General features: G+C 58.7%; 19 protein-coding genes, 12 tRNA genes and 1 pseudogene. 27 read left to right on the top strand and 5 right to left on the bottom strand.

Translation table 11 applies throughout. From position 1 onward, the window contains the following. Positions 1-375: 375 nt before the first annotated feature. Complete coding sequence (locus tag FEJ81_RS18800; RefSeq protein WP_229504790.1) at positions 376-1,875, bottom strand: Cdc6/Cdc18 family protein; 1,500 nt, start codon at positions 1,873-1,875, stop codon at positions 376-378. A 1,035-nt stretch (positions 1,876-2,910) separates the two neighbouring features. Beyond that, positions 2,911-3,870: a hypothetical protein gene (locus FEJ81_RS18795; RefSeq protein ID WP_138246851.1), complete on the bottom strand. Its 960-nt coding sequence runs from the start codon at positions 3,868-3,870 to the stop codon at positions 2,911-2,913. Between the two features lie 676 nt (positions 3,871-4,546). On the opposite strand from FEJ81_RS18795, the gene FEJ81_RS18790 reads away from it, so the two are divergent. The 5 genes and pseudogenes from FEJ81_RS18790 to FEJ81_RS18765 all read left to right on the top strand — a co-directional run bounded on the left by FEJ81_RS18790 (position 4,547) and on the right by FEJ81_RS18765 (position 8,441). Further along, the gene (locus tag FEJ81_RS18790; RefSeq protein WP_138246850.1) at positions 4,547-4,933 is read left to right on the top strand and encodes a hypothetical protein; all 387 of its coding nucleotides are present in this window, start codon (positions 4,547-4,549) and stop codon (positions 4,931-4,933) included. Between the two features lie 5 nt (positions 4,934-4,938). After that, complete coding sequence (locus tag FEJ81_RS18785) at positions 4,939-5,268, top strand: hypothetical protein (RefSeq protein WP_138246849.1); 330 nt, start codon at positions 4,939-4,941, stop codon at positions 5,266-5,268. A gap of 88 nt (positions 5,269-5,356) precedes the next feature. After that, positions 5,357-5,701: pseudogene (locus FEJ81_RS18780) on the top strand (ribbon-helix-helix protein, CopG family); the annotation flags it as partial. 839 nt (positions 5,702-6,540) lie between these two features. After that, a complete protein-coding gene (locus FEJ81_RS18770) occupies positions 6,541-7,620 on the top strand; it encodes a transcription initiation factor IIB (RefSeq protein WP_175416488.1) in 1,080 nt (359 codons plus the stop codon). 197 nt (positions 7,621-7,817) lie between these two features. Then, complete coding sequence (locus FEJ81_RS18765) at positions 7,818-8,441, top strand: hypothetical protein (RefSeq protein WP_138246848.1); 624 nt, start codon at positions 7,818-7,820, stop codon at positions 8,439-8,441. Positions 8,442-8,492: 51 nt separating this feature from the next. Here FEJ81_RS18765 and FEJ81_RS18760 read toward each other — a convergent pair whose 3' ends face one another. Continuing rightward, the gene (locus FEJ81_RS18760) at positions 8,493-9,932 is read right to left on the bottom strand and encodes a hypothetical protein (RefSeq protein WP_138246847.1); all 1,440 of its coding nucleotides are present in this window, start codon (positions 9,930-9,932) and stop codon (positions 8,493-8,495) included. 326 nt (positions 9,933-10,258) lie between these two features. On the opposite strand from FEJ81_RS18760, the gene FEJ81_RS18755 reads away from it, so the two are divergent. Then, positions 10,259-11,089, top strand: coding sequence for a type IV toxin-antitoxin system AbiEi family antitoxin domain-containing protein (locus tag FEJ81_RS18755; protein ID WP_138246846.1), 831 nt, complete (start codon positions 10,259-10,261; stop codon positions 11,087-11,089). A 62-nt stretch (positions 11,090-11,151) separates the two neighbouring features. Here FEJ81_RS18755 and FEJ81_RS18750 read toward each other — a convergent pair whose 3' ends face one another. Next, a complete protein-coding gene (locus FEJ81_RS18750; protein WP_138246845.1) occupies positions 11,152-11,640 on the bottom strand; it encodes a helix-turn-helix domain-containing protein in 489 nt (162 codons plus the stop codon). A gap of 115 nt (positions 11,641-11,755) precedes the next feature. Here FEJ81_RS18750 and FEJ81_RS18745 point away from each other — a divergent pair, with 115 nt between their 5' ends. The 4 genes from FEJ81_RS18745 (at position 11,756) to FEJ81_RS18730 (ending at position 14,502) form a co-directional block, all read left to right on the top strand. Next, a complete protein-coding gene (locus tag FEJ81_RS18745; RefSeq protein ID WP_138246844.1) occupies positions 11,756-12,556 on the top strand; it encodes a hypothetical protein in 801 nt (266 codons plus the stop codon). Between the two features lie 104 nt (positions 12,557-12,660). Further along, on the top strand, positions 12,661-13,068 hold the full coding sequence (locus tag FEJ81_RS18740; protein ID WP_114587408.1) for a helix-turn-helix domain-containing protein: 408 nt from the start codon (positions 12,661-12,663) through the stop codon (positions 13,066-13,068). 140 nt (positions 13,069-13,208) lie between these two features. After that, on the top strand, positions 13,209-13,562 hold the full coding sequence (locus tag FEJ81_RS18735) for a hypothetical protein (RefSeq protein ID WP_310898252.1): 354 nt from the start codon (positions 13,209-13,211) through the stop codon (positions 13,560-13,562). 34 nt (positions 13,563-13,596) lie between these two features. Next, positions 13,597-14,502, top strand: a complete 906-nt coding sequence (locus FEJ81_RS18730; RefSeq protein ID WP_229504789.1) for a hypothetical protein — start codon at positions 13,597-13,599, stop codon at positions 14,500-14,502. A 391-nt stretch (positions 14,503-14,893) separates the two neighbouring features. Here the strand turns inward: FEJ81_RS18730 and FEJ81_RS18725 are convergent, their stop codons facing one another. Next, entirely contained in the window at positions 14,894-15,514 is a 621-nt protein-coding gene (locus tag FEJ81_RS18725) for a hypothetical protein (RefSeq protein WP_138246843.1), read from the bottom strand. Between the two features lie 724 nt (positions 15,515-16,238). Here FEJ81_RS18725 and FEJ81_RS18720 point away from each other — a divergent pair. From FEJ81_RS18720 to FEJ81_RS18640, 17 genes are all read left to right on the top strand, one after another. Further along, positions 16,239-16,314, top strand: a tRNA-Gln gene (locus tag FEJ81_RS18720). Positions 16,315-16,317: 3 nt separating this feature from the next. Then, positions 16,318-16,391: transfer RNA gene (locus FEJ81_RS18715), tRNA-Asp, on the top strand. Between the two features lie 249 nt (positions 16,392-16,640). After that, positions 16,641-16,713 (top strand) — tRNA-Pro (locus FEJ81_RS18710). A 4-nt stretch (positions 16,714-16,717) separates the two neighbouring features. Continuing rightward, positions 16,718-16,804 (top strand) — tRNA-Ser (locus FEJ81_RS23445). Positions 16,805-17,168: 364 nt separating this feature from the next. Further along, positions 17,169-17,254: transfer RNA gene (locus tag FEJ81_RS23440), tRNA-Ser, on the top strand. A 47-nt stretch (positions 17,255-17,301) separates the two neighbouring features. Continuing rightward, positions 17,302-17,383, top strand: a tRNA-Leu gene (locus FEJ81_RS18705). Positions 17,384-17,425: 42 nt separating this feature from the next. Continuing rightward, positions 17,426-17,508 (top strand) — tRNA-Leu (locus FEJ81_RS18700). Positions 17,509-17,588: 80 nt separating this feature from the next. Beyond that, positions 17,589-17,715, top strand: a tRNA-Thr gene (locus tag FEJ81_RS23435). A 34-nt stretch (positions 17,716-17,749) separates the two neighbouring features. Then, positions 17,750-17,822: transfer RNA gene (locus FEJ81_RS18685), tRNA-Glu, on the top strand. 103 nt (positions 17,823-17,925) lie between these two features. Then, a tRNA-Met gene (locus FEJ81_RS18680) sits at positions 17,926-17,996 on the top strand. Between the two features lie 12 nt (positions 17,997-18,008). Then, positions 18,009-18,413, top strand: a complete 405-nt coding sequence (locus FEJ81_RS18675; protein WP_138246842.1) for a hypothetical protein — start codon at positions 18,009-18,011, stop codon at positions 18,411-18,413. Between the two features lie 42 nt (positions 18,414-18,455). Further along, positions 18,456-18,531 (top strand) — tRNA-Glu (locus tag FEJ81_RS18670). 424 nt (positions 18,532-18,955) lie between these two features. Beyond that, positions 18,956-19,030 (top strand) — tRNA-Arg (locus FEJ81_RS18665). Positions 19,031-19,143: 113 nt separating this feature from the next. Then, positions 19,144-20,673, top strand: coding sequence for a TROVE domain-containing protein (locus FEJ81_RS18660; RefSeq protein WP_138246841.1), 1,530 nt, complete (start codon positions 19,144-19,146; stop codon positions 20,671-20,673). 160 nt (positions 20,674-20,833) lie between these two features. Continuing rightward, positions 20,834-21,127, top strand: a complete 294-nt coding sequence (locus FEJ81_RS18650; RefSeq protein ID WP_138246840.1) for a hypothetical protein — start codon at positions 20,834-20,836, stop codon at positions 21,125-21,127. A gap of 71 nt (positions 21,128-21,198) precedes the next feature. Further along, positions 21,199-21,873 carry a MarR family transcriptional regulator gene (locus FEJ81_RS18645; RefSeq protein ID WP_138246839.1) on the top strand — a complete coding sequence of 225 codons (675 nt, stop codon included), beginning with the start codon at positions 21,199-21,201 and terminating at the stop codon, positions 21,871-21,873. A 203-nt stretch (positions 21,874-22,076) separates the two neighbouring features. Further along, complete coding sequence (locus tag FEJ81_RS18640) at positions 22,077-22,400, top strand: hypothetical protein (protein ID WP_138246838.1); 324 nt, start codon at positions 22,077-22,079, stop codon at positions 22,398-22,400. The last annotated feature ends 337 nt before the right edge of the window (positions 22,401-22,737 follow it).

Raw genomic sequence — 22,737 nt, 5'->3', positions numbered from 1 at the left:
ACTCGATGAGGGAGGACACCCACCCCACGTTTCCGTCGTAACAGGATGTGTGTGGAGGGGGTGACGCTGATTTTGAAGGGACCACAACCGCGTATTTCCGTCGTTTCTCCACCGTCTCCGCATCATCGATGGTACCGACGACAAAGAAATCGTAGGACACACCCCCCGTTTTCGAGTTGTAAATGGGAGAGGGAAAGGGGAAAGTACAGTACATCGACCGGCACGTCAAATCTCTTGGCTCACCCACCCCCGTTTTCGAGTAGTAACGAGACATCCCGACGAATGACACCCCCCATTTTCGAGTTGTAACGCACCGCGCGGGATACGAACACCCCCCGTTTTCGAGAAGTAAGTGTGAGGAGAATACGGGCGAGATTAGTTTTTACTCCGGAACTGCTTCAGCCGTTCGCGGACAACAGCTCTGATAGTCGCCTCTTCGTGAGCTAGATCTTCGAACCGGGAATCCTCACGGATCGTCTCCATGATCGTTTCCGGATCCTCGGAGAGGGAGAAATACATATGCACTCCTCTGCCTCGCCCCTTGCCTCGACGCTCGAAGTCCAGTACACCGTACGTACTCTGCTCTGTAACGTGATTTACGAACGTCTCACGGCTGTACTGGTCCGCATCCATCGTATCGGCAATGAATTGGTACGTCTTGAACGCAGGTCCAGCAGGGATCCACTCAGGATGTTCTCTTGCGTAGTGGGCAGTGGCCGCCACAGCGTAGATGGAGAGTTTCTTTTGAGTCGAAATGCCGCTGATATGGCGGAGCTTGCGGTTTTCGGTGTATTTTTCCTGAGCATCACGGACATCAGTCTCGATAACCGTGTCAGCCCCACGCCGCTCGGCTAATTCGCCAGCCCATCTGAGGAGGTCAATCGCTTTCCGCGCATCCCCGTGCGTTTGGGAGCCGAACGCAGCAACAAGCGGAACAACGTCATCTGCAAGTGAGTCTGGCTTGAAGGCGTCCCGCCGGTTGCGGAGAATACTACGGAGTTGGTTCGCATCGTAATCGTCGAAGAAGATGTCGTCAGGGTTGTAAGAACTCTGTGCGCGGCTATTGAGGTCCTTCATAAAGTCGGCGTAGTTCGTGATCGTCGTGAGCGAGATGGGACCATCAAAGTCGGCGAGTTTGCGAGCCCGTGAAAGCTGGTAGATGAGAGAATTGTACTCTGCTTCCTGATACGGCCCCTCGAGCATATCGATCTCATCGAGGATAAAAATGACACCGTCGTAATACTCTCGCATGAGTTCATACAGTCGCTCGAGCTTCTGATCCGTTGAGACGCCGGTTTGGGGAACACCAGGATCAACACCGAGGTCGTCGGCAGCAGCTTTGACTAACCGATAGACAGCCCGATCTGCAGTCTTCGGCCCCTCGCAGTTGATAGAGAGGACCCCGAAGGTCTTGTCTTGAGATTCACATAGTTCGACGATCTGTTTGCACACTGCATGAATGATGAGCGATTTTCCCGTTCCAGATGGCCCGCTCAGGAGCATATCGGGGATCCCCTCATTCTGGAGAACCGGTTTTAGATTGTCGACGACACGGCCTAGCTGGTCGTCGCGACCGACGATACGGTCCTCGTCGATGATGGTATCTGACCGGACGAGGTCTTTGTTCGCGAAAACGCCACCGGACGACTCGGTTTGGAGCCGATCACGAATTGAGATGCCGCCACCGTCGCCGTTAGTTGCTTCTTGAGGCGAATCGGCGGGATCTGATCCGTTTTCGAAGGTCATTTGTGACGTGCCAGGAGACGCCACCTCCTCATCCGTCGACTCAGGAGTTTCAGGATCAGCAGCAGAAGATTCACGATCCCCCTCTCCTTCCGAATTATTCGATCCTGCTCTACGTCCCTCTCGTCCCATTATGAACCCCCTTGAGCCCTGGGTATAAAAATATGGACCCTTGTGGAGTTGTAACCGGGCGAAAACAAGCTATCTAACGACTACAGCCCCGTATCCTCTGTATGAGCCAGATACCGTTTTCGGAATCTATCACCCTCCGTTGTCGAGTTGTAACGGTTCGACGAAGGTCGCTATCGTCGAATCTCTTCGATGACCCAGACCCCCCATTTTCGAGTAGTAAGCACCAGAATAGTAGCGAAAGAACGACGCTCGTAGGACCTGTTCACGAATGAGAGTAATACCGGGTTTCAGACATGGTAGCTGGTGAAGCTGATTTGGTGATCTCGAATGTTGCACCCTCTCCCCCCTTTTTCGAGTTGTAAGTCGATGGGAACAGGCCACACCAAACGCTATCTGACGAGCGTTGAGTTAACAGAAGTTGGCGTAGAGGCAATGAGACGTGATAGTACGCGGGATCAGAACCACGGACGAGATAAAGAGGTTATCTACTCCAGAGATGTCAATTGTCTATCTGGAGCTAGACAATTTGTTTTCTTTGTCTCTAGTGCAGTTGTGGTAAGGTAACGTGCAACATAAAATTTCGCATTTCTATCTACAAGTTAGAAAATGAAATACTCAGCCTCTCTATCGCATATATCCGCCACAATCGGCTGTTTTGTAGTCCCTCTTGCTGTTCACCCCCTCCCCGCCGTCACGAGTTTACAACTCGAAAAAGGGGGGAGGGGGTCGTCAGGTCCAGTCCGTGATACCGACTATATGTGTTCCGTTGAGTTCTCGTCGGATGTCGTTCCGATCCCAGTCAATAGGTGTCCGTATGCTCTCGACGGCTCGGACCAACTGCGACTCGTAGTACGACTCGATTTCCTCTTGGCATTCGATTCGCCAAGCATCGCGTCGCTAAGCCCTTGATGCCCGAAGCAGGCGACGAGGATCCACTTCAGTGCTCCGACCGAGTTCCCCGTACATATCGGACTACCATGAAATCGTGTCTATCAACTCATCTGTCAAATGAAGATGCCAGTAGAATAGTCCGAATCAGCTTGCTGATGTCGTCTGGAACGCATTATGCTGGACGACGAACGTTGTCCAATACACGTCCCCTTGGTACCGAACCAGATACGTGCCGCTCAGGTCACCTTCACCCTCCTCGTCGAGCCCGTGGGCCTGTTCGTGTCCGCGAAACCGGTCTGCGAGCGCCACAAGCGCATCAGACGGCGTCTCATCGGGCCCGACAACGTACGGTCCGTCCGTGATCGCCGTCTCGACGATCTCTCGCTGGGCGTCTGGAAGGTCCGCAAGTTCGAACGTAAACCGCTCGCGCATCTGTTGGCCGTACTCGGCGGCCGGTGCCACTTGGTCAGCCGTGTAGCGATAGGTGTTCAGCGTCGTGTCGTAGGCGTCGTCGACGACCCATTCGGCTTCAGTCCCATCGTCCCAGATGATATACGAGTACTCCGACTCGGGGACGAGGACGGATTGCTCGCGTTCGGCATCCGTATAGAGGAACGTCGTCCCGATTCCGACCGGGTCACCATCAGCGAGTCCGTGGGCGGCAAATTCCTCTTGATCAACTTCGGGGAGGTCAGCGAACTGGATAGCTTCGGCCTCGGTCACAGAGCCGGTGACGATATCCACCTTCACGGAGTACCTGGTGGCCGGCGTTTCTTCGATCACCTCGTACGCCAGCTCGTAGACGCCGTCTTGGTAGGCGATATGTTGTTGCTCGGGCAGTGGCGGCCGTGTCGCCTTCGTTGTCGTGCCACCGTCGAGAATCCGATCGAACAGTTGTGCCGTTTCGTCGTTCCCTTCAGCAGGGCGGACTGTATAGAGGACCTTCGTCGGGAGTTTCGCGTCGGCAATCGTCGTCAGTTCGAGGCGTGCTGTAGGGGCTTCTGCAGCGGCGTTGCTTCCACCCAATCCACCGGGACTGGTGCAGCCAGCGATTACTGCGGGGAGGGACGTGGCGGCGGTCGCAAGGAGGGCACGGCGGCGCATAATCGTGATTCCACGGAGGCGCTCGAAAAGCCTTGTGTCGGACGGACGAAGACAGCAAAAGCTCCGGAAACAGTGGAGGGTGAAGACTGTTAACCAACAGACTCTGTTCCTGATTCGGATTGTTGGTTAACGGCCCGTACTTATCCACTGTCAAGTTTGTACTGAAACTCCCGTCGGGCAATTTTGAGTGGATTCAGCATCCCAAATTCGCGGGAATAGGGATATCTTTCGGCATCTCCCGGGAGAGCGCGGCCATCCAGCAAGGCGTTCTTGACACAGGGCTATTCGTATCTCTCATCAGTACCTCCCGAATTTACCCCGCTTACCCCGTGGTCGAGCAATTTTAGCGAAATAGTAGTGAGCCGGGAGCTCGTCGAGGTATTTTCTACTGTCTCAAATCGGCCCGACGAGGTTATTCTGCGATTTGAGCGCGTTATTTCGCCTTGCATATCGCGGTTTTCGTCCAAAGAAAGAGGCGATATGCAGTGTGCGAAGGCCGCCGGCTCTCTCCGGCCGAGGGGCCATCTCTGGAGTCCCAGCTTCCGAAATGTATCAGTTTAAACGAACCGTATCGTCTACTGGGTCACCGGGGCGATTGTCGTCCCAACGACCAGCCTGAGGTATCCGGTTTGCTTCCTCGAAAGCCCTGTCTGTGAGTCCGTCTCACGGGTCCCTGATGTTGATGACCGCGGCGCGCATCCTGTCGGATATGGACTGTCCTGCGTGCGGTGGCCCGGTCACGCTCGAGGTCGGACCGGACAAACCGCCGTCGACGTCACTAACCAACGCAGTGCTCGATGCTGCTGAAGACGAGCGTGTCGATGTCGTCCGGACGTGCTGGGCTTGTGGGTGGCAAGAGGAGCGCCGACTCCGTGTCGAAGCAATCGATACGACCGCCGGTGATGACGCCGTGATCGAACGGGCCGCCCTTCTCAAGGAGATCACCGATGAGCTCGCAGCTATCGAGGATCTCAGGACGCTCGAGGACACGCTCGCGGAGGTTCGTCGACAGCGACGGCTGGAGCCAGTGGCGGAAGACACGAACGAGGACGTGACGGAGTAAGTATGATGACTGGCTCTGAGCCACTCTATGACGTTCGTGAGCGCACCGGGAACCCCGAGCATCCACCGATTGATGACGTCGTCGACCTTGTTCTCGAGCGAGCAGAGAACCCACGTGTGGACCACCAAAACGCCCACCTAGACGAAGCGACGGCGACTGTCGTCGACAGATATGGCTCGGAGACTATTCGGACCGTTATCTATCGGGTTCTCGTTGAGGAGTATCCGTTTCGAACTGCTACGGCGGACCTCGACGTCGACAACGTCGACGGCGTCCGAATCGGGACAGCAGCCACCCGGTTCCTGGCAGAGCTGCCCGCACAGAGTGACGATTGAGTTCGACATACCCGATTCCTGACGCTCAGAGCGTGTACTGTACAGCCCCGAAACCGTTACCAGCGTCTGTCCGAAACGTACGCATCGTATGGACCCAAGCGACGAGTTGCAGCGAGTTCATTTTCACTCGCCGGCGTCGCTCGTCGAGCGCCTCGACGCTATTGCGGAGGTCTACGACACGAACCGATCTGCCCTGCTCATCGAGGCCCTCCGCAAGTATCTCGACAAGACCACGGACAGTGAGCCGTTCCAGGAGCTCGTCGCGACGAAGTACTACGACGACCAACTCGACTTCGAGACGGTCACGCAGCTGGTCGGCCCCGAGACCGCTCAGCGGTTCCGCCTCCTCAAAGTGGACCTCGAAGACGAGCCACTCGATCTCGCTGCCCCCGACGACGTCGACGTCTACGATGGCGACCCGACAGCGGTTGATGCCGAGGTCCGCCAGCTGTACGAGCGGTATCAGGCGGCCGAGAGCGACGCCGAACGTCGAAAGATTGCCCTCGAGATGGGGGCCCTCGACGGCCGGCGGCATGCGGATATCTACGCCGCACTCCAGAACGAGTAATGGGTTTCTGCCACATCAGCGACGGAGACATCTGTAACTGGCCGGCTCACCGGCACTAGCGGGATCTCGACAGCTAACTCCCTTAGCCATCAGGGTCACGTCCGTCGAGTTTGCTCGTGAGATACTGCTCCCTGCTCGCGTGGCATCGGAGACAGCAAAGAAAGCCCTCGACCGCTCGACGCCCCGCGACCCACGCTGCGCGTCTCGTTGGACTCGGTGCTTGCGGGATCGGGGAACGGTCGAGACGGCCTCGCCCTTTCTGAGTCCGCCAGGCTGGCGCTCGGGATAGCGAACGACGACATCGGCTATCCGGTGTGTCTTCAACGGCCCGCGCCGCTCGCCGCTGCCGCCCTCCACGTCGCTCGCGACCGACCATTCCGGGCGTGCGGGCGCTCTCCGCACCGCCCGCGCCCGTTCCGGGCTAAAATGGATGTGCCCTCGACGCCAGCGGGAAAGCGCGAGGGGTTGCGCGGCGTGGCTGCTCACCCCCCACGCTTTCTCCGCTGGTCGCTCGCTCCGGGCGGGTCGGCGCGCGGCGCTGGTTGTGTCCCTTCGTGCGGGCGCGCTCTCGCTCGCGCCCAGGAGGGCGCTCGCGAAGGCGCGAGCGAGAGCGCGCAGACGGTTCTGTCGGTCGTGACGTCGAGGAAACCGCGGTTTGGGGCCGCGGTGTCGGGCGCTGTGGTGAGCGCCTTCAGAGGACTACAATGTTGAGTAACAACGCGAGCGAAAAGACGGTTTCGGACGTACAGAGTACGACCACCGAAGAGCGCGGTCACGAGCCGACGGTCGAACACGAACCGTCGGGGCGGTCCGCCTGTCCGGAGTGTGAGGGCCAGGTGATCACCGAAGACGAGCAGTCGTTCTGCACGGACTGTGGGCTGATCGTTGCCGACGAGTGGGTGGACCTGAGCCCGACGCTGAACGACCTGGGCCTGGTCGGAGACGCCGACCAGAGCATCGAGACAGTGGACCCGCTGCGGACGGACAAGGGCCTGCACACGAAGATCGGGAGGAACACCGACGGTCGGGGTAATCCCTTGAGCAACGAGCAGTGGGAGAAGGTCCAGCGCCTCCGGAAGTGGCACAAGCGGATGCAGTTCGGCGAGAAGCGCAAGCGGACGAAGCGGCTCAACGAGGGGCTGCGGGACGTCGAGATGATCGGTGGCAACCTGAGCTTGCCGGACCACGTCGTCAAGATGGCGGCACAGTTCCTCCGAAGCGCCTCGGAAGCGCGGTTGCCGGGCGGGCGGATGGCCTGGGAGGCACTCGCCGGCGGCGCCGTCCTCCTGGCCGCGCGAGCCTCATCGGTCAACCGGGACGAGATCGACGTCGCGGTCGCGACCCACACCAAAGCGCCCCACGAGCGGGTGTGCGCTGCGGCGCGGAAGATCCGGTGTGAATGCGGGTTCGACGCGCCGCTCATCAGGCCCAACGCCGTGATGGCGGTCGTCGACGCGCTCGATGACGACGCCATCCCCGGGGCGCGAGCCGTGCGGACGTGGCGACTGGCCCAACACCTGATGAAACTCGGCGATCAGGTGCCGGTCGGGCCGGGAACGCCACGGTGCACCGTCGCGGCGTCGGCGCTGTACGCGGCGGATCGGCTGCTGTCGCGCAAGCACCTCACCCAGGAGCAGGTCGCCGTGGCGGCGAGCACGATCGTGCCGACGTCCCGAAACCGGATCGCGCGGTACAGTCGGGAGCTCGTTGACGCATACGAGGCCGAACACGGCACCGACGACCCGGGTGTCGGCCTCGAAGAGGAACGGGACACCCTGCGCTGAGCGGGGCGCTCCCTCGTTCTTTTAGTGGCGACCACCGCCCGTGGACGCCCCTCCGCCCCACCCACCGCTCCGTGCTCGCTCCCTGCGGTCGCTGCGCGCGCAGCCACAACCTCGCTAACACCTGGATGGAGTCTCATCAACGGGGATAGGGACGGTGTGTGGTTTGTCGCATCCAAGAGGGGCGGAGTGAGAGACTAATGAACGCTGTTCCATCGTACACCGTCGATAGAGAGACCGCAGCGACGCTCCGAGAATGGTTGTTCGAGAACGCTGTCGAGAAACACGGGGAGTCCGAGATCTTCGAGCCACTTGCTGAACTGGCGGCCGCCATCGATGGCGTGCTCTACGAGCAGGCAGAGGCCGTCGAACTCGGTGTATGGGCACAGACGGATCCTCTGGGTCACCGAGACACATCACACGTCGACGGGAGCTCAGTCGATAAGCCCCGATCAGATGACGCACGCGACCCAGCCGAGCCTGCTGCTCTCGATGTGGGCATCAGCAAGCCAGATCGCATCTACGACACGCTTCCCGATTCGGCCTGGCAGCTCGATCACGAGCAGTCCATGACGAACCAGGAACGATCCCCGACAGCAGCGTCTCACGGCAGGGCGACACCGACAGCGACCTCCCGCACACGACGGCAACAGCACCGTCCATCAGTCCGGTATCGCACCGCGTACGAGTGTTCCGTGTGCGGGAGCGTTCGTGAGTTAGAAACCTCGCTTCGAGTCTGTGCGTTCGTCGATGAGTGTCCCAGCTGCGGAGCAGTCGCTCGCTTTACTGCGGGCGGGATTCCCACACCGTTCAGGAAGAGCTGAAGACGCCTATTACAGTCTCTTTCAGCCAGTTCCCTTGACTGTCGGAGATAGCTACGGGAACACCTGATAGAAGCCAGTCAAGCCGGTTTGACGGATTCGATCACAGGTATCGATGAACGTCGCTCCCTCATCGTCCTCTCTGCGTTGCTCGATGAAATCCGGATAGCCGAGCAACTGGAGGTACGCATTAGCAAACTGGATGAGCGTCTTCACTGCGGCCTTCATGAAGTGGTATGGTTCGATGTAGCCCGCATCAGCCCAGTCTGCCTGATACAACCCCCACTCAGTGAGCGGATCATAGGGTAAGGGATCGTCATCTATCTCGCGGTAATACCGCTCGAAGGCATCTCGATCTGCCTCGTTGAACCGGTCAAGCGGGATGACTCCCGCTGTCCAACCCTGATCAGCATCCTCGAGGAGACTGTCCTGATATCCTCCGCGATGGACTACAAGCGGTCGGAGAACATAGATCAGATTGATGTACGCCATGTGGTCCGCGATGTGATCACGAAGATCGGTGTTTGCCTCCCGTACTTCATTCAGAAAATCCCGTCCCCGGTTGTTCGAGAGCGAGATGAACTCTTTGCGAATGTCGTCGATAGCATACTTCTCCACGGTCTTGAGGGCTAGTGTATCGAAAACGCCGGTGATCAGGGAGATCGCATTGTCGAAATGGTACTGGACGTTGAGCTGCGTCCGGTTATCTGGTTCCTGGAAATACTGATAGCCGATCTCATCGACGGCGATAAGCAAGTTCTGAAATCGTGTGCTAAATCCTCGTAGATAGTCGTCATCCACGTCGGCCTCCACGTGATACCGCGGAACCAACGACCGGAAGAGATGCCAGTACCAGCCGAACATTCCGACGGTGAGGTTCGGACTAGCGCAGAACTGCTCCCGGTACCGGAGGTAGAGCCCGAGATATTCGACTGCCTCGCTGAGGCTCATGATGTTCAACTGCCCACCGGGGAAGTGCGCTTCGAACCACCGTCGGTTGGTGAGGAGGACCGCTCGGTTCGTGATGAACAGGTGTCCCTCATCACGATGGTTGAGCGCGGCGTGGACGAACACCTGCCGGACTGTCGCCAGCTCTCGATCGGTGACGTCCTCTACTTCGGTCGCATACGCGTTGACGTCATCGGAGAAGACTCGTGCTGTAGTCCGCCGAATCGCCCGTTCCTGATATCCGAACAGATACGAGAATGACGTGGTCGTTTGCTGCCCATCATCATCGCTCCGGACAACTCGAGCCCCGTTCTCTGCCGTCTCAATTGTATACGGTGGGATACACTCAAGCTCCTCATGCCGTGGCGTGTCGGGCGACCGAATGAATTCGAACTCGCGGTTCGCTGCATAGTCGAGTACCCGCTGGGCGGCATCGTTGCCATCGGCGAGCTGCTCGTTCAGTGACGCGGTATCCACCAGTACGCGCAGCGGGTCCTCACCGTCGCGTGAATCATAGTCTCGACGGATGATATCGCGTGGATTCATACCTGTGTCTCGTAGTGCCGGCAAGTCAACGCTGTGGGCACGTCAACAAGCCCCTCCACCTTGTTTTTGATCACGATCGGGATTTTGTATCGAATGACTAATTCGAACTCGATCCAATGTCCCATCAATAGTTGGACCAGCCAGAAGACGGGGTTGGAAGATACTGCCGACAGAATCTGTCACATCCGATTTGTTCATCCACAGTCTCCACGGCTCTTAACCAACACATATCTATTAGATGATTTGGTGTTGGTTAAGGAAGCTAAGAAGGATGGGGGCAAGGCTAAAGCAGGCCTGAGACCATATTCTATGTAATAAACGCAGGTATGAGTATCATAGAACAATCGCAAAATATACGCCAGGGTCTCTCGACTCGAGAAAGTCGACTCCTTGCACAGCTCGCTGGCGCGGGTCACCAGATCATCTCCGTCGACGACATCGAGACGACGCTGGGGGTCCCCCCAAACACCGCCCGCGAGATCGCCTCCCGGCTCACCGAGAAGGGCTGGCTCGACCGACTGTTTCCCGGCCGATTTCTCATCATCCCACTCGCAGCCGGTGAAGAGGGCCTGTATACGACGCACGAGTACCTCATCGCCGCCCACGTCGCCGAGCCGATGTACATCGGCTACTACAGCGCCCTCAGCCACCACGGACTGACCGAACAGGTCCCCCGGACGGTGTACGTCGTCACGCCGACCCGGGCGCAAAGCCGGGAGATCCACGGCGTCCCGTACCGCGTCACGACAGTCACCGAGCGGAAATTCTTCGGCTGTGAGCCGACCTCGATCGAGGGTACGACCGTGCAGGTCAGCGACCTAGAAAAGACGCTGGTCGACTGTGCGGACCACCCCGAGTTCTGTGGTGGCCTTCGGGAGCTCGCGACCGCGATACGTACTGCCGACAACCGGGGGTGCGAGTGGGACACTGTCGGCGAGTACCTCGAGCGCCTCGACAACGGCGCTGCGACCAAGCGGATCGTCTACCTCGCCGACCAGCTCGGCATCGACCACCCCGCCCGCAAGGAACTCATCGCGTCGTTCACGAGTGGGTACTCGTTGCTGGACCCGACGCGGCCCGACACCGGATCGACCGACAGCACGTATCGCCTCCGGATCAACGTCGAGCCAGCCACGCTGGAGCCGACGGAGTCCTGATCAAGGTACGAAGTCGGCGTACCTTCTCTGCAGCGTCGAGAACGGTGCTGTTCAACGACGAACTATGGGTTTGTGCCACCATCGACGGCGTCGAGATCGGGCTCGTCGAACTCGAGGGCTTCCGCGACGGCATCCGGAAGCTCCGGGCGAGGGGCCGATTCGTGCCGCTCGATTTTCTCGGTCTTGCGCGTGTTTTCGTAGAGAGCGCGTGCGACCGGAAGCCCACGGAGATACTTGTAGTCGTGGAGGATCTCGACGCCTCGCTCGGTGAACCCGTAGAACTGTGCCGGGAGATCACGTTTTCCCTCACTTGGTTCGTACGTGTAGTGTGCGAGGAGTCCGGCGTCGATCAGCGTCTCCAGCTGGTCTTTGATGGCTGCCTGGCTCTTCCCGGTCATGTACTCGAGTTCGGCGAGCGACATCAGATGGGTGGGGTGGCCCAGCAGCTCCTGGATGATGAGGTGGCGCGTATCCTGGGACAGCAGCTTGAACAGCCGCTGCTGTTCCGCGAACGGCCCTGCATCGGCCGCGCCAGTGTCGGTTTCGCTCATACGTGCTGGTACGAGGTAGGGCGCTATAACAGTTAGGGTCATCCAAGTTGGTTAATCCAGAAAAAACCAAAGTGATTCAGAAGGGATAAGGTGGTGTGGTTTGAATCGGCAGCTAATGACCGACCCAAGCCCGCCGCCGGACCCTGGGGAGATTATGACCGTTGTTCACGAGGCCGTCGGGGGCATCGAACTTGAGCCTGCAGAGAAACGGGAAATTTGGCGGTTCACCCAGCGTGAATTGCCGTATCTCTGGAGCCAGCGGACATCGTATTTCATCTTGGGGAGCTATCGCGACCCCTATATCCGCCGGCTTCGCGCCGTTCAGAACGAACTCACGAAGCAGCTCGGTGCCTATCCGTTCATCATGGGTGATCTCCTCGAACTTCCGACTGACCGCCTCAATACGTTCGATATCATGTTTTCGTTGCTCGCGACGTACAGCGACTACATCGTCGGTGTCTTCGAGAAGGAGAGTGGTGGGGAGGCGCCTGAATTGGGCGAGATCGATGACCCGCCGTATTTCGACAAGTCGTACGTGTTCCCACGTGATTACGCGTGGGTGACTGACGAGAACCTTGACTCGCCACAGCACGTCATTCAGGCCGCCCTTGAGATAGCGTTCACAGACGATTTTTCGGCGGATGAAGTCCAAGCAAACGTCGAGTCGCTCGTTGATCGCGCCCAAGAGAGCGGTCTCGACATCGACGAACAGGAGGTGTGGGATGTGATCGACGACCGGGCAGATGAGGACGAAGAGCCGGCAACGTACAGTTGGGTCCATCTCAACAAATTCCGTAAATTCGAACTCCACGAACGGTGCTTCCCGTGGACGACAGAGGACGAACTTCGAACTGAGATTGACGAACTCCCGTCCCCGACACCACGTCCGGGGTGGGAAGAGCGTGAAGACCAGTGAATTATCCTGTCCTACCCGCTTGGCGGTACACTCATCATCGTGAGTCGGCCCGGTAGTTTACTCTCGGGTAAACTACTTTACTACGCCCGGTCGAATACATCGGTATGGAGGCTGGTTCGGGTGTCGGTGACGACACGACACCACGGGAAGTCATCCACTTCATTACACAGCAGACACGGTTTTCGCTTATCAGCGATATTCTCGCTCACCCCCAACAGCTCCCATCGATATACGAACTCGAGGAGCTCAATCCCAGTGTGAGCGATGCGACCGTCTACAAGCACATCCAGAAGCTGATCGACGCCGGCATCGTCACGGAGGTTGCTTTGGACGACAACCAGCGCCGGCAGGGGTATCCCTGGAAGTTCTACGGCCTCACCGAAGACGGTCGCGAGTTCTTGGAGACGCACAATCTGCTCGCCGCGGAGGAGACACTTCAGCAGATCTACGACACCATCGCCGATAAGCCCGAGAAGATGGTCAAGTACGAGAACGCGCCCCGTCCAGATTAGGAGTGGTTGTCAGAGAATAGGGAGCGATAGTCTGCCGTTAGTCCCGGAGGTTAGCCTGACTGACCGACTTCACGGACGTAGCCGCTCCGCTCAAGATCAAATTCTGCGGCTAGGAGTCGAGGCTCATCGAGGACACCGCGGTGAACGTCGCAGATGTGGAAAAGACGACCGTTGACTGTACCGACCATCTCGAACTCTGTGGCGGCATCCGAGAACTCGTACAGGCGATAGTCGTCGCGGAGGATCGAGACTATTCGTGGGCGACGGTCGTTGAGTGCCTCCAGCGGCCCGACAACGGCGCTGCGACCAAACCGATCGTCTACCTCGCCGACCAGCTCGGCATTGACCTCCCGGCGCGTGAGACGCTCCTCAAGTCATTCACGAGCGGGTGTCCGCTCCTCAACCCAATGCGATCCGAACAGGGAAGCTACGACAGTGAGTATCATCTCCGAATCAACGTCGACTGGGAGAGACTCGATTCGATGGAATCCTGATGCCAGGTCGGTCCGAAAGGTAGCGTGAATTAAGATGCTCCTCCAAGTACAGCGAATCAGGGAGATGGGTCACGTCTATTATCACCATCCGGGCGACAATCAGTTCTCTCTTGATTTTGTCCACGAGGCTCCATCAGAGATCGTTGCCAGGATTGTCGAGTACGACGATGACGTGGCGGTGAAGGTTCGCAAGTACGATCTTGACAGCGAGTTCTTCGGTATCTATACCTCCCGCGTCGGTGGTGGGGACGTCGGCGACCTCGAATTCGATCTTGGCGAAGCACTCTCTGAGATGGGTGCTGATAACGGTACCATCGTTGCCCGGCTCCTCGAGATCTATCAAGCGCTCATAGCCCAGAACGAGGAGGAAGAAGGAGTTCCTGTTGAAGCGTACAAGAACATCGACATCGATGCACTCCCAGACGCGCTCAACCGGGTGTCGTGGGAGGGCAACGCGACTGATGTTGCAGGCCGTCTCGCCTCAAATCTCATTCTCAAACACGTGCTTCCGAATGCGAACCATCGGACTGCTGTTGCCCTGGTTCAGTTCTACCTCCGTCGTATTGCTCCCGATTTCTCGATGCCAGAGACCTCCGTGGAAATCGACTCAGAGACATACGACTGGCGGGAGTGGGTAAACGAATATATTAACGAGTCAAAGCGTCTCTTGACGGTTCGTCGGAAGAATGTGCTCCTCAAACATCTCTCTGACTTCGGAGCGACAACGCTTGAGCGGAAACACGAGGTCCAGATCGACCTGACGGCATACGAGCTGGATATGTATCCTGCAGAAGCGAAAACAGTCTACGCAACAGCGCACGAGGAGCTCTGGATCGAATTCGTCGAAGAGGCGGTTGAGCGCACCGACAACCCCGAGCTGATGGAAATCCCTGGACTATCTAAGGCGGAGTTCGCAGAGAAAATTCGGACTCTCGAGTAAGCGGCGTACGTTAGTCCTGGAGCGTCGCGACTGTTCGGCCGGTTTCTTCGGCCTCTTCGCTCCGCGACATCCCGTATGTTGCGAGAGCCTCCTCAACCGCGTCGTCCAGACTCATTGGTCAGGCAAATCTTGGCTCTGCCGACGGATAAAGTCTCGCACGATTTGTGTTTATCATTGCATCGGCCAACTCGCCAACCGTGCAGGACCGATCCCGCAAACAGTCGATAACCCGTAGCTCCGTCCCCTCTCACAAATTCCAATCTCTCTGATGTATTCATAACCATATCGGGTAGAGTGGAATACAGACTCTTGGCGCACAGATCGAGTCGTCAAATAGTGAGACAGTTGTGCAACCGTATTTTGGAGAGGCAATTCGATCTGCGAGTCCGAACTACTCGGGAGGCGACGTGAACAGGCGCCGATACTCGTCAAGCCACTCGATCTCGTGGTATGCCACGTCGTTCTGAATGTCGTATTCAAGCGGGAGTGGATCCGAACGGTGGGCTGTAAACGTGAGGTTGATCTCGATACAGGGCCCGTGCTCGGAGACGCACTCGAAGCCATCGTCAACGGGGCATACAACGCTAAACCAGCGAATCTGGAACCCAAAGTGGTCACACACATCTCTGACGACGGCAGCGTCACAATAGGGCGTGTGGACCCACAGTTCCCCGCCAGCGTAGGCCTGATCTTTGACACACCAGACTGCACCAAGGGAGCGGAGAAACTCGGCAGCGCGATTGTAGTGCGCTTCAGTCAGGCGGTCCCACCAGTGGTACTCCTCGACGTCGTCAACGAGGAGCTGGAGGCAATCTCCACACACATCATACGCCCGCTCACCAAGAGAGACTTCGTGGAGTTTGTCGGACTGGGTGGTATCACACGCATCGCACGGCGGGGAAGCACCACTACCCTGGCATCCAGTGGATGATCGCTGTTCGGTGTGGTTGGAACACCCGCTGTTTGCACTCCCTGGCTTCTGAGATTCGTTTGAGTCGGTATTCTCGGTCATTGGTATCTAACCGAGAACCGTCAGTCACGCCGTGTGACTGGGCTCCCGGCTAGCACCGGACCGGCGATCGGCCACTCATCTATCGCCACAGAGAGCAGGTTGGTGTAAATAGTTTCTGTGGGTCCAACCGAGAACACCGGCCAGCGTCCAGCTATCGACGCCAGCCGATGCTAGGCCATTAAACGTCGTGTGCAACAGCATCTTGGAGTGAGACTGCCGTGCCTGTGGGTAACACACCCTAACTAATTTTAATACAATTGCCACGATATTCCAGGTTGACGTCCGATACACCCCTCAAACCGAGAGAGTTCAACACGATGATCATCACTCGCCTCACCCCGCGGCGTGCTCGTTCTCACTTAGCCGCGGGCCCCGTGTTCGGCGAGTGCCTACAAGATCAGCGTGCGAAGAGCCCGGGCGCAAACCGCCGGATCCACGTCGACTTCGAATACGAGAGTTCGACGCAATCCGGCGACGTCCGGACACTCCCACCCGCATAACTCGGCCCCTATACGGACTACCCGTCACGGGTCGGGGAACACGGGATTGCCGCCTGCCTGTGCCCAGTACTCGCTCAGGACACAGCCTGATGTGAGTGCGGGGTGCCAGGCTCGCGGCTGATTGGTTTCCGTTCGTTCGATACAGGAGCGAGCGGACTTCGTCCGCGCTGAGCGTACGGAAGTCGTTAGCCAACAGCCCCGCAGCGAGAGCTGCGGCTACGTCGAGCCCCGGAGTCTCCGCTGGCGAGGGACGCCGGACTTTGAATCCGGAGGTCGCCGGTTCGATTCCGGCCGGGGCGACATGCCGACGTGGTGTAATCCGGCGAGCATACGGCCCTGTCACGGCCGTGATCCGGGTTCAAATCCCGGCGTCGGCGTGGATGCGTGGCGTGGCCACGTGGGGATACCCATCGAGGTAGGCAGCCCGTTGGTGCGATCAGCTGGATCGTTCCGACGATGCTGGGCCCAGCAGGGTCTGCAACCTACATGAGCCGGTGTGGTATTCCCGGGAACACCCGAAGTACGCCCCCGCGATGAGACGCGCAACCACGACTACTCGGTCGCGGTTGCGCAGTTGGAAAGTCGTACAGATAGATAATCAGCTGCCGAACGCTCGGCAGTCCAGTGAGCCGATGGTCCAGCGGACGACGATCTGTGCCTTGGGCGCACAGGACCGAGGTTCGAATCCGCGTCGGCTCACTGTGCCGCGACTGGGTATTGGGGAACCCAGCGGCCTGCTATGCCGTGGCCGTCTGCTATCGGTCTCCCGGTTCGAATCCGGGTCGCGGCGTCATGACAACGAATGTCTGCCCTACCTGCGAGGAGGAAGCGTTCCGTCACGTCCCGATCGGTGAAACAACGTCTATCGACACGATTGGAAGCGTGGAAATCTGCGTCACCGAGGGCGGCGCATACTTCCACGGAACGAGGTGACACCATCCCTGCTGTGACTGGATGCTGATGAGCACATTCGCCTCGGTAGTGAGGGTCAGAAGCTGAGTAATGCGCGTTTTCCGGTGTCCCGGTGAGAAACGCGAGGCGGGCTTGTCGAAGCAAGTTCCGACGGAGATGGTGAGACATGCGGATAGGCGACCGCGCTCGGTGTGAAACCGAGAGCCGCGAGGCTTCGGAGTTCGACTCTCCGTCTCACCGTTGGCGGGGTTTCCCTAGGTTGGTCAAGGGACTGCGTTGGAACCGTAGCGTCCGCAAGGACACGAGTGTTCAAATCGCTCTCCCGCCGCTGCGTACCGAAGTGATTCGCAGAGTCGCTGGCGATTCTCGAATTGCGCCGCCATGCCAGAGTGGTCGAACGGACACGGTCGAGACCCGTGTGGTTAGTCCTTCCCAGGTTCGAATCCTGGTGGCGGCATCCGGCCATCGTGCCGGGAGACAATTCTCGCTTCACCGTTCCGTCGCCGTACTCAAGTGGTCGACGAGAAGCGGTTCAGACTCGCTGGCGTAGGTCCTTCCGAGGTTCGAATCCTCGCGGCGACATTTTCTCCCTGTGGTCTAACGGCTACGATGCCTCCCTGTAGAGGAGGAGACGCACGTTCGAGTCGTGCCGGGGAGACTGCGGGACGGTGGAAGAGCCTGGCATTCACACACTCTCGCCGAATTTTCACCGGAGACCCGGTGCGACGGTGAGAGTTCCTTCGTCTCACCTGTAATGAGAACACGCAGGTTCAAATCCTGCCCGTCCCACTGGCCGACGACCCGTTCCAGACGAGGCCAACCCGCTCCAGTGGAGTAGCGGCCAAACTCACGGCCCTCTCACGGCCGAGCACCCGGTTCGAATCCGGGCTGGAGCATTCTCCAACAGTCCGAGACCTCTCACTTCCAGCCCACGGGACTGAGGGACGGACAACTGTGGAGAACTGAGAGATGTCCATGAGTGAGTTCCGAATTGTGTGCTGCGGGATAGGATAATGGCAGTCCACGGGGCTCATATCCCCGAGGTCCAGGTTCGACTCCTGGTCCCGCAATGGAGGACAACAATGGGACTATTCGATACAGTCGAACTCTACGACGACGTCCACCTGCCAGAGTACCCCGAAGGGATAACTCCTGCCGAGGACGTCGACTGGCAAACGAAAGGCATCGATCGACCGACTATGACCACATTTCGGATTACGGCGGACGGTCGGCTCCTCGAAGAGGAGTGGCACACCGAAGCGGTCCCGCCGGAAGACCGGCCATACGCGAGCCGTGACGACGTCGACGAGGACGATTTTCGCTACATGGCCGGCTGTCGGAACCGAGTCCACGACGGCTGGATCGAACGAGACGACTACCACGGCCGCTTCAAGCTTAAACACTCCTTCGAGGGTCTCGATACACTCGTCACGTATCAAGTAACGTTCACGCACGGCCAACTCGAGGGCTTCGAACGGCTGCAGTGACCCGTGCGTGCCCACACCTCGGTGCTTGATTTACTCTCCAGCGCTCCCGGAGTCTCCGTTGGCGAGAGACGCCAGTTTTTCAAACTGGAGGCCAGGGGTTCGATTCCCCTCGGGAGTACTCGGGGGGCTGGCTCTGACAGCGTTTTTCCGTGTCTGACATAGCGGGCAGCCACGGATCCGTGACGCTGTCACGGTCGGCTTTCCCCAAGCGTGTGGTCGTCGAGGTGGTGCGTTTCTTCGCCCGCAAAGCACACCAACGGGAGTCATAGCCCGTCGCACCACCGATTCCCCGACCGCACGTGGCGACCGTCGAGTCGGAGCGTTGCTTCGCCAGGAACTCGCAGGTTCAAATCCTGTCGGTGGCGCAGTCCATCGAGAACATCCCGGACAAAGAGCGTACGAGAGGACGCTCGACACCGGTTCCGCTCCGACAGTTTTCCGGTCGCCGTGTCGCCAGTGGCCGTCGATCTGGAGCGCTACGTCGATGGCACTCTACGGGTTCGAATCCCGTCGTTCGCTCCAGGAATTGTCCGGCCACTCGTGTTCCCGTAGCTCAGTCAGGACAGAGCACCGGCCTTCGAAGCCGGGTGTCGCACGTTCGAATCGTGCCGGGAACGTCCAGCCGAGCGATGCGAGGCTGGTTCGGGGAGTTTCTCTCCCAAGACTCGCTGCTCACAGAGCGAGTGGGCAGTTGCGATCGGAGTCGCCTGTTGCGGCTCCGGGTGATAGGATGGAATTCAACACGCCAAAGCAAACGGTCGCGGAGGCAACGCGGACCACCAACTACGAAGGTGGGGAAGCGTTCGAGCCTGCCGACCCCCGACTCGCACTGTACAAGCGCACGATCAACCAACTGCTGGAGGGCTCGTTCTACGAGACCGATGACGAACAGCTCGCTGCTGTCGTTCGCCAGTTCGATGCCGCCGCAAACGAGGACCCGGAGTTCGTCCTGAAGCTCGCGGCCTATGCGCGCCAGGAGCTCTACTTGCGGGACATCCCACAAGTACTACTCGTGCTGGCAGCCAACGACGACCGATTCAAGGACGACTCTCCCGAGTCGCTCATCCGCGAATGGGCCCCGGCGATCATCCAGCGGATGGACGAGACGGCCACCGCGCTCGCGGTCCACGATCAGCTGTTCGGCGGGACTGCGCCGTGGCCGCTTCGACGCGGGATCGAAGACGCGCTGGTGGAGATGGCCGACGCCTACACGCTGGGCAAGTACGACCTGTCGCGGCGCGAGGTGACGCTGCACGACGTCTTCAACCGCGTCCACCCCACGCCCGTCGACGCCGAGCAGGAAGCGCTCTTCGAGCGGTTCATGCGTGGCGGCCTCGACGACTATCCCGACGTCGACCCGTTGCCGTCGCCCAACACCTGGGAGACGGTCATTTCCGAGCGCGGCAACACCCAAGCCGCTTGGGAACTGCTCATCGAGGACGACGAGTACACGCTGCCCATCTTCGCGTCGATCCGGAACCTCCGGAATATGCTCGAAGCCGGCGTTCCGGAGGACACCGTCGTGGATCACCTCGACCTAGAGGCCGTCCGACACGCGCCGCTGTACCCGTTCCGGTACTACCAGGCCTACACCGCGCTGCAAGACGCGGATGTCCAGGCACCGACGGTCGAGCAGTGGCTCGAAGACGCAATTGATGTCGCGATCGAGACGGTACCTGGCGGATTCGGCGATACCTTTGTCGCGGTCGACCTGTCGGGATCGATGGATCAGCGGCTGTCCGCGAACAGCACGCTCCGACTGAAGGAGATCGGTGCGTTGTTCGGTGCGATCCTGGCCGACCAGGGTGCTGACGTCGGCGGGTTCGGCGACGACTTCCAGACCGTTCCGATGCACGTCGACACGCCAGTCCTGCAGCGCCAAGCGGCGGTGTTGGCGATCGACGAGGACGTCGGGAACTCGACGAACGGCTGGAAGACAATCGATTACCTCCGCGAGCGAGGTGAGCCCGTCGAACGCATCGTCGTCTTCACCGATATGCAGATCTGGGACAACACGCCGTTCACGGCCCGCGATTCCCAGACGGTCAAGGACGCGTTCGATGCGTATCGGGACGAGGTGTCTACGGACACCGCGCTGTATCTCGTCGATCTCGCGGCCTACGGCGACCTGGTGACGCCAGAAGGCTACGAGAACGTCTACAACATCTCGGGATGGTCGGAGAACGTCCTCTCGTTCATCGAACACGCCGAGAAGCCGAAGCAGATCATCGATGAGATCGAGGCGTTCGAGCCGACCTAACCCTGTCCGTATTTTTTGTTTTGAGGATGCGCGAGTGGTGGAGTTCGGAAACACACGGTCGTGCCACGACCGAGACGGACGTTCGAATCGTCCCTCGCGCACTCGGAGTACAGCTGTCGAACATCTGGCCCGTGAGACGCCCCTCAACGGAGATGAAAATATGGCAGTATCCAATACCACCGACCCAGAATCGACGACAATTGCCGTCGTGACGATTCGAATCCCCTGCGGCGCAGATAGGGACCTCGTCACTGACGCTGAGAAGCGTCTCTCGCGGCCCGAAACTATCGATGACGTCACGATTGACGAATTGGATAGTATCGAGCCACAGCTGTCGGCAACACTCATTACCGTCGAAATTACGGTCCGGTGGACTACGGCGATTGGCGAGGAGGAGATTAGAGACAGACTGGCTGGTGTCTCGGGACTTGAGTCAGTCAGACGGATTGCATAGGCCGTTCAGAACGGCATAGCCGAAAGTGTAGTAATCTATTTGACTGTTACCATAATATTGGTAATTATTAGATGTACGAACCGTTTGATGAGACTGCTGCTAGAGTGTTGCTCGCAGTCAATCCTGGGGATTCGATCCGAACGGTAGCCCAACATCTCCACATCCCCTACGAAACGGTTCGACAAGCAGTCAATCAACTAGAGGATGCAGGGTATCTTCGATATGATGACGGACTGTTCGTGACCGACGATCGCGTCCGTAATGCGGCACAAGACCTGCTGGCCACGAGTGGCGGCGTGAACCCACCGTCCATCGAAGAGGCGTACGTACTCCCACAGTTCGGTGACTGGCCGTTCGCGTTCACGCGGATCGACGCCGTCTACGTGTGGACTCAGGGCGGCTACCAAGTCGGTCGCGAGCCCGACGACTACCCGCTCTTTCTTGCTGTCCGTGAGAAGGACGTCGACGCCTGGCAGCGTTTTTTCGAACAATTTGGAATCCCAACAGGATTTGAGCGTCGACCGGAGGACTCGTTTGAAGGCCCTCTCCAAATCGTCCTCGACGAGCGTTCCGTGCTCAACCCCGACCACGTCGAAGGATATCCAGTCATCTCTCGGCTCGAGACGATAGCGTTCATGCAGGAGCATTATGCGACGTTTCAGTCAGCACTCGCTATGCTCGATCGCATGTACGACGATCTCGATCTCGACGTTTCCTACCGTGAGTCAGAAAGAGAATGGTCGTGAGTTTCACAGCACCAATTGCGTTCTCGACCTCCGCTACGGTGAGGTTTAATTGATTGCCGTTGGTTTGACATCGACAGCGCCCCCGGTTGCTATTTGTGAATAGTTTGCTATTCATACTCTTCAGCCCGCGACGAGCCGATACCTGATTAACCAACAAATCTATGCCGATACGCGCTTTGTTGGTTAACACGAGGCGACCGCTGATGTCCTACGAGCCACCGACGCCGCCGGCGGAACTCCCGACAGACCTCGTCAATACGCTCAACGAGTCCTCTTCTGAGCAGCTCCAGCACGTTGCCCGCTACGCTGAAGAGCTAGCTGAGCACAAAGCTCGCGAGGCACGTCTCGAAGATGACTCAGATGAAAACGAGATTGAAGAACGCCCTGACGATCTTCCGGACGACGTCCCGGCGAAGGCCACGATCACGATCAAGGAGATTAACGACAACCGCTACTACTACTGGCAGTGGCGAGAAGGCGAAAAAGTTCGTTCCCAGTATAAAGGCCCCGTCAGTCCCGACGAATAGACGGTAGTGAACTGGGGCCGGGGTGTGTCGAGCGAAATTAGTAGCGTAGCAGAGGACACCCCCCAGAATGTGAATGGGTTCAACCCACCCCACACCCCTCAGTGTGAATGGGTCCGGTCAGCCCAGACAGGTAAAACGCGAAGAGAAGATACCCACCCCACGTTTCCGTCGTAACTGGAGGTCCATAGAAGGAATGCGGCCACAGTTGAGGGGATCACACCCCCCACGTTTCCGTCGTTTCCTCACCCGGCCAAAGTCGATTAGTGGAAGTAGAAGACGACCTCGGATCACCCACCCCACGTGCCCGACGTGTCGAGAGATACACTCGTGACCAGGG

It is taken from the genome of Natrinema versiforme, assembly GCF_005576615.1.
In the GTDB taxonomy this organism is placed as follows: Archaea; Halobacteriota; Halobacteria; order Halobacteriales; family Natrialbaceae; genus Natrinema; species Natrinema versiforme_A.
Note: the sequence above shows the minus strand (reverse complement) of the source record. Positions and strands in the feature narration are given on the sequence as shown.

Bases quoted from the DNA above. Each gene is read 5' to 3' on its own strand.
- FEJ81_RS18725 (WP_138246843.1), bottom strand. From the start codon at position 15,514: ATGACCGAGAATACCGACTCAAACGAATCTCAGAAGCCAGGGAGTGCA.
- FEJ81_RS18785 (WP_138246849.1), top strand. From the start codon at position 4,939: ATGACTGGCTCTGAGCCACTCTATGACGTTCGTGAGCGCACCGGGAAC.
- FEJ81_RS18745 (WP_138246844.1), top strand. From the start codon at position 11,756: ATGACCGACCCAAGCCCGCCGCCGGACCCTGGGGAGATTATGACCGTT.
- FEJ81_RS18760 (WP_138246847.1), bottom strand. From the start codon at position 9,932: ATGAATCCACGCGATATCATCCGTCGAGACTATGATTCACGCGACGGT.
- FEJ81_RS18765 (WP_138246848.1), top strand. From the start codon at position 7,818: ATGAACGCTGTTCCATCGTACACCGTCGATAGAGAGACCGCAGCGACG.
- FEJ81_RS18770 (WP_175416488.1), top strand. From the start codon at position 6,541: ATGTTGAGTAACAACGCGAGCGAAAAGACGGTTTCGGACGTACAGAGT.
- FEJ81_RS18660 (WP_138246841.1), top strand. From the start codon at position 19,144: ATGGAATTCAACACGCCAAAGCAAACGGTCGCGGAGGCAACGCGGACC.
- FEJ81_RS18740 (WP_114587408.1), top strand. From the start codon at position 12,661: ATGGAGGCTGGTTCGGGTGTCGGTGACGACACGACACCACGGGAAGTC.
- FEJ81_RS18795 (WP_138246851.1), bottom strand. From the start codon at position 3,870: ATGCGCCGCCGTGCCCTCCTTGCGACCGCCGCCACGTCCCTCCCCGCA.
- FEJ81_RS18645 (WP_138246839.1), top strand. From the start codon at position 21,199: ATGTACGAACCGTTTGATGAGACTGCTGCTAGAGTGTTGCTCGCAGTC.
- FEJ81_RS18675 (WP_138246842.1), top strand. From the start codon at position 18,009: ATGGGACTATTCGATACAGTCGAACTCTACGACGACGTCCACCTGCCA.
- FEJ81_RS18790 (WP_138246850.1), top strand. From the start codon at position 4,547: ATGTTGATGACCGCGGCGCGCATCCTGTCGGATATGGACTGTCCTGCG.
- FEJ81_RS18800 (WP_229504790.1), bottom strand. From the start codon at position 1,875: ATGGGACGAGAGGGACGTAGAGCAGGATCGAATAATTCGGAAGGAGAG.
- FEJ81_RS18730 (WP_229504789.1), top strand. From the start codon at position 13,597: ATGCTCCTCCAAGTACAGCGAATCAGGGAGATGGGTCACGTCTATTAT.
- FEJ81_RS18650 (WP_138246840.1), top strand. From the start codon at position 20,834: ATGGCAGTATCCAATACCACCGACCCAGAATCGACGACAATTGCCGTC.
- FEJ81_RS18640 (WP_138246838.1), top strand. From the start codon at position 22,077: ATGTCCTACGAGCCACCGACGCCGCCGGCGGAACTCCCGACAGACCTC.
- FEJ81_RS18750 (WP_138246845.1), bottom strand. From the start codon at position 11,640: ATGAGCGAAACCGACACTGGCGCGGCCGATGCAGGGCCGTTCGCGGAA.
- FEJ81_RS18755 (WP_138246846.1), top strand. From the start codon at position 10,259: ATGAGTATCATAGAACAATCGCAAAATATACGCCAGGGTCTCTCGACT.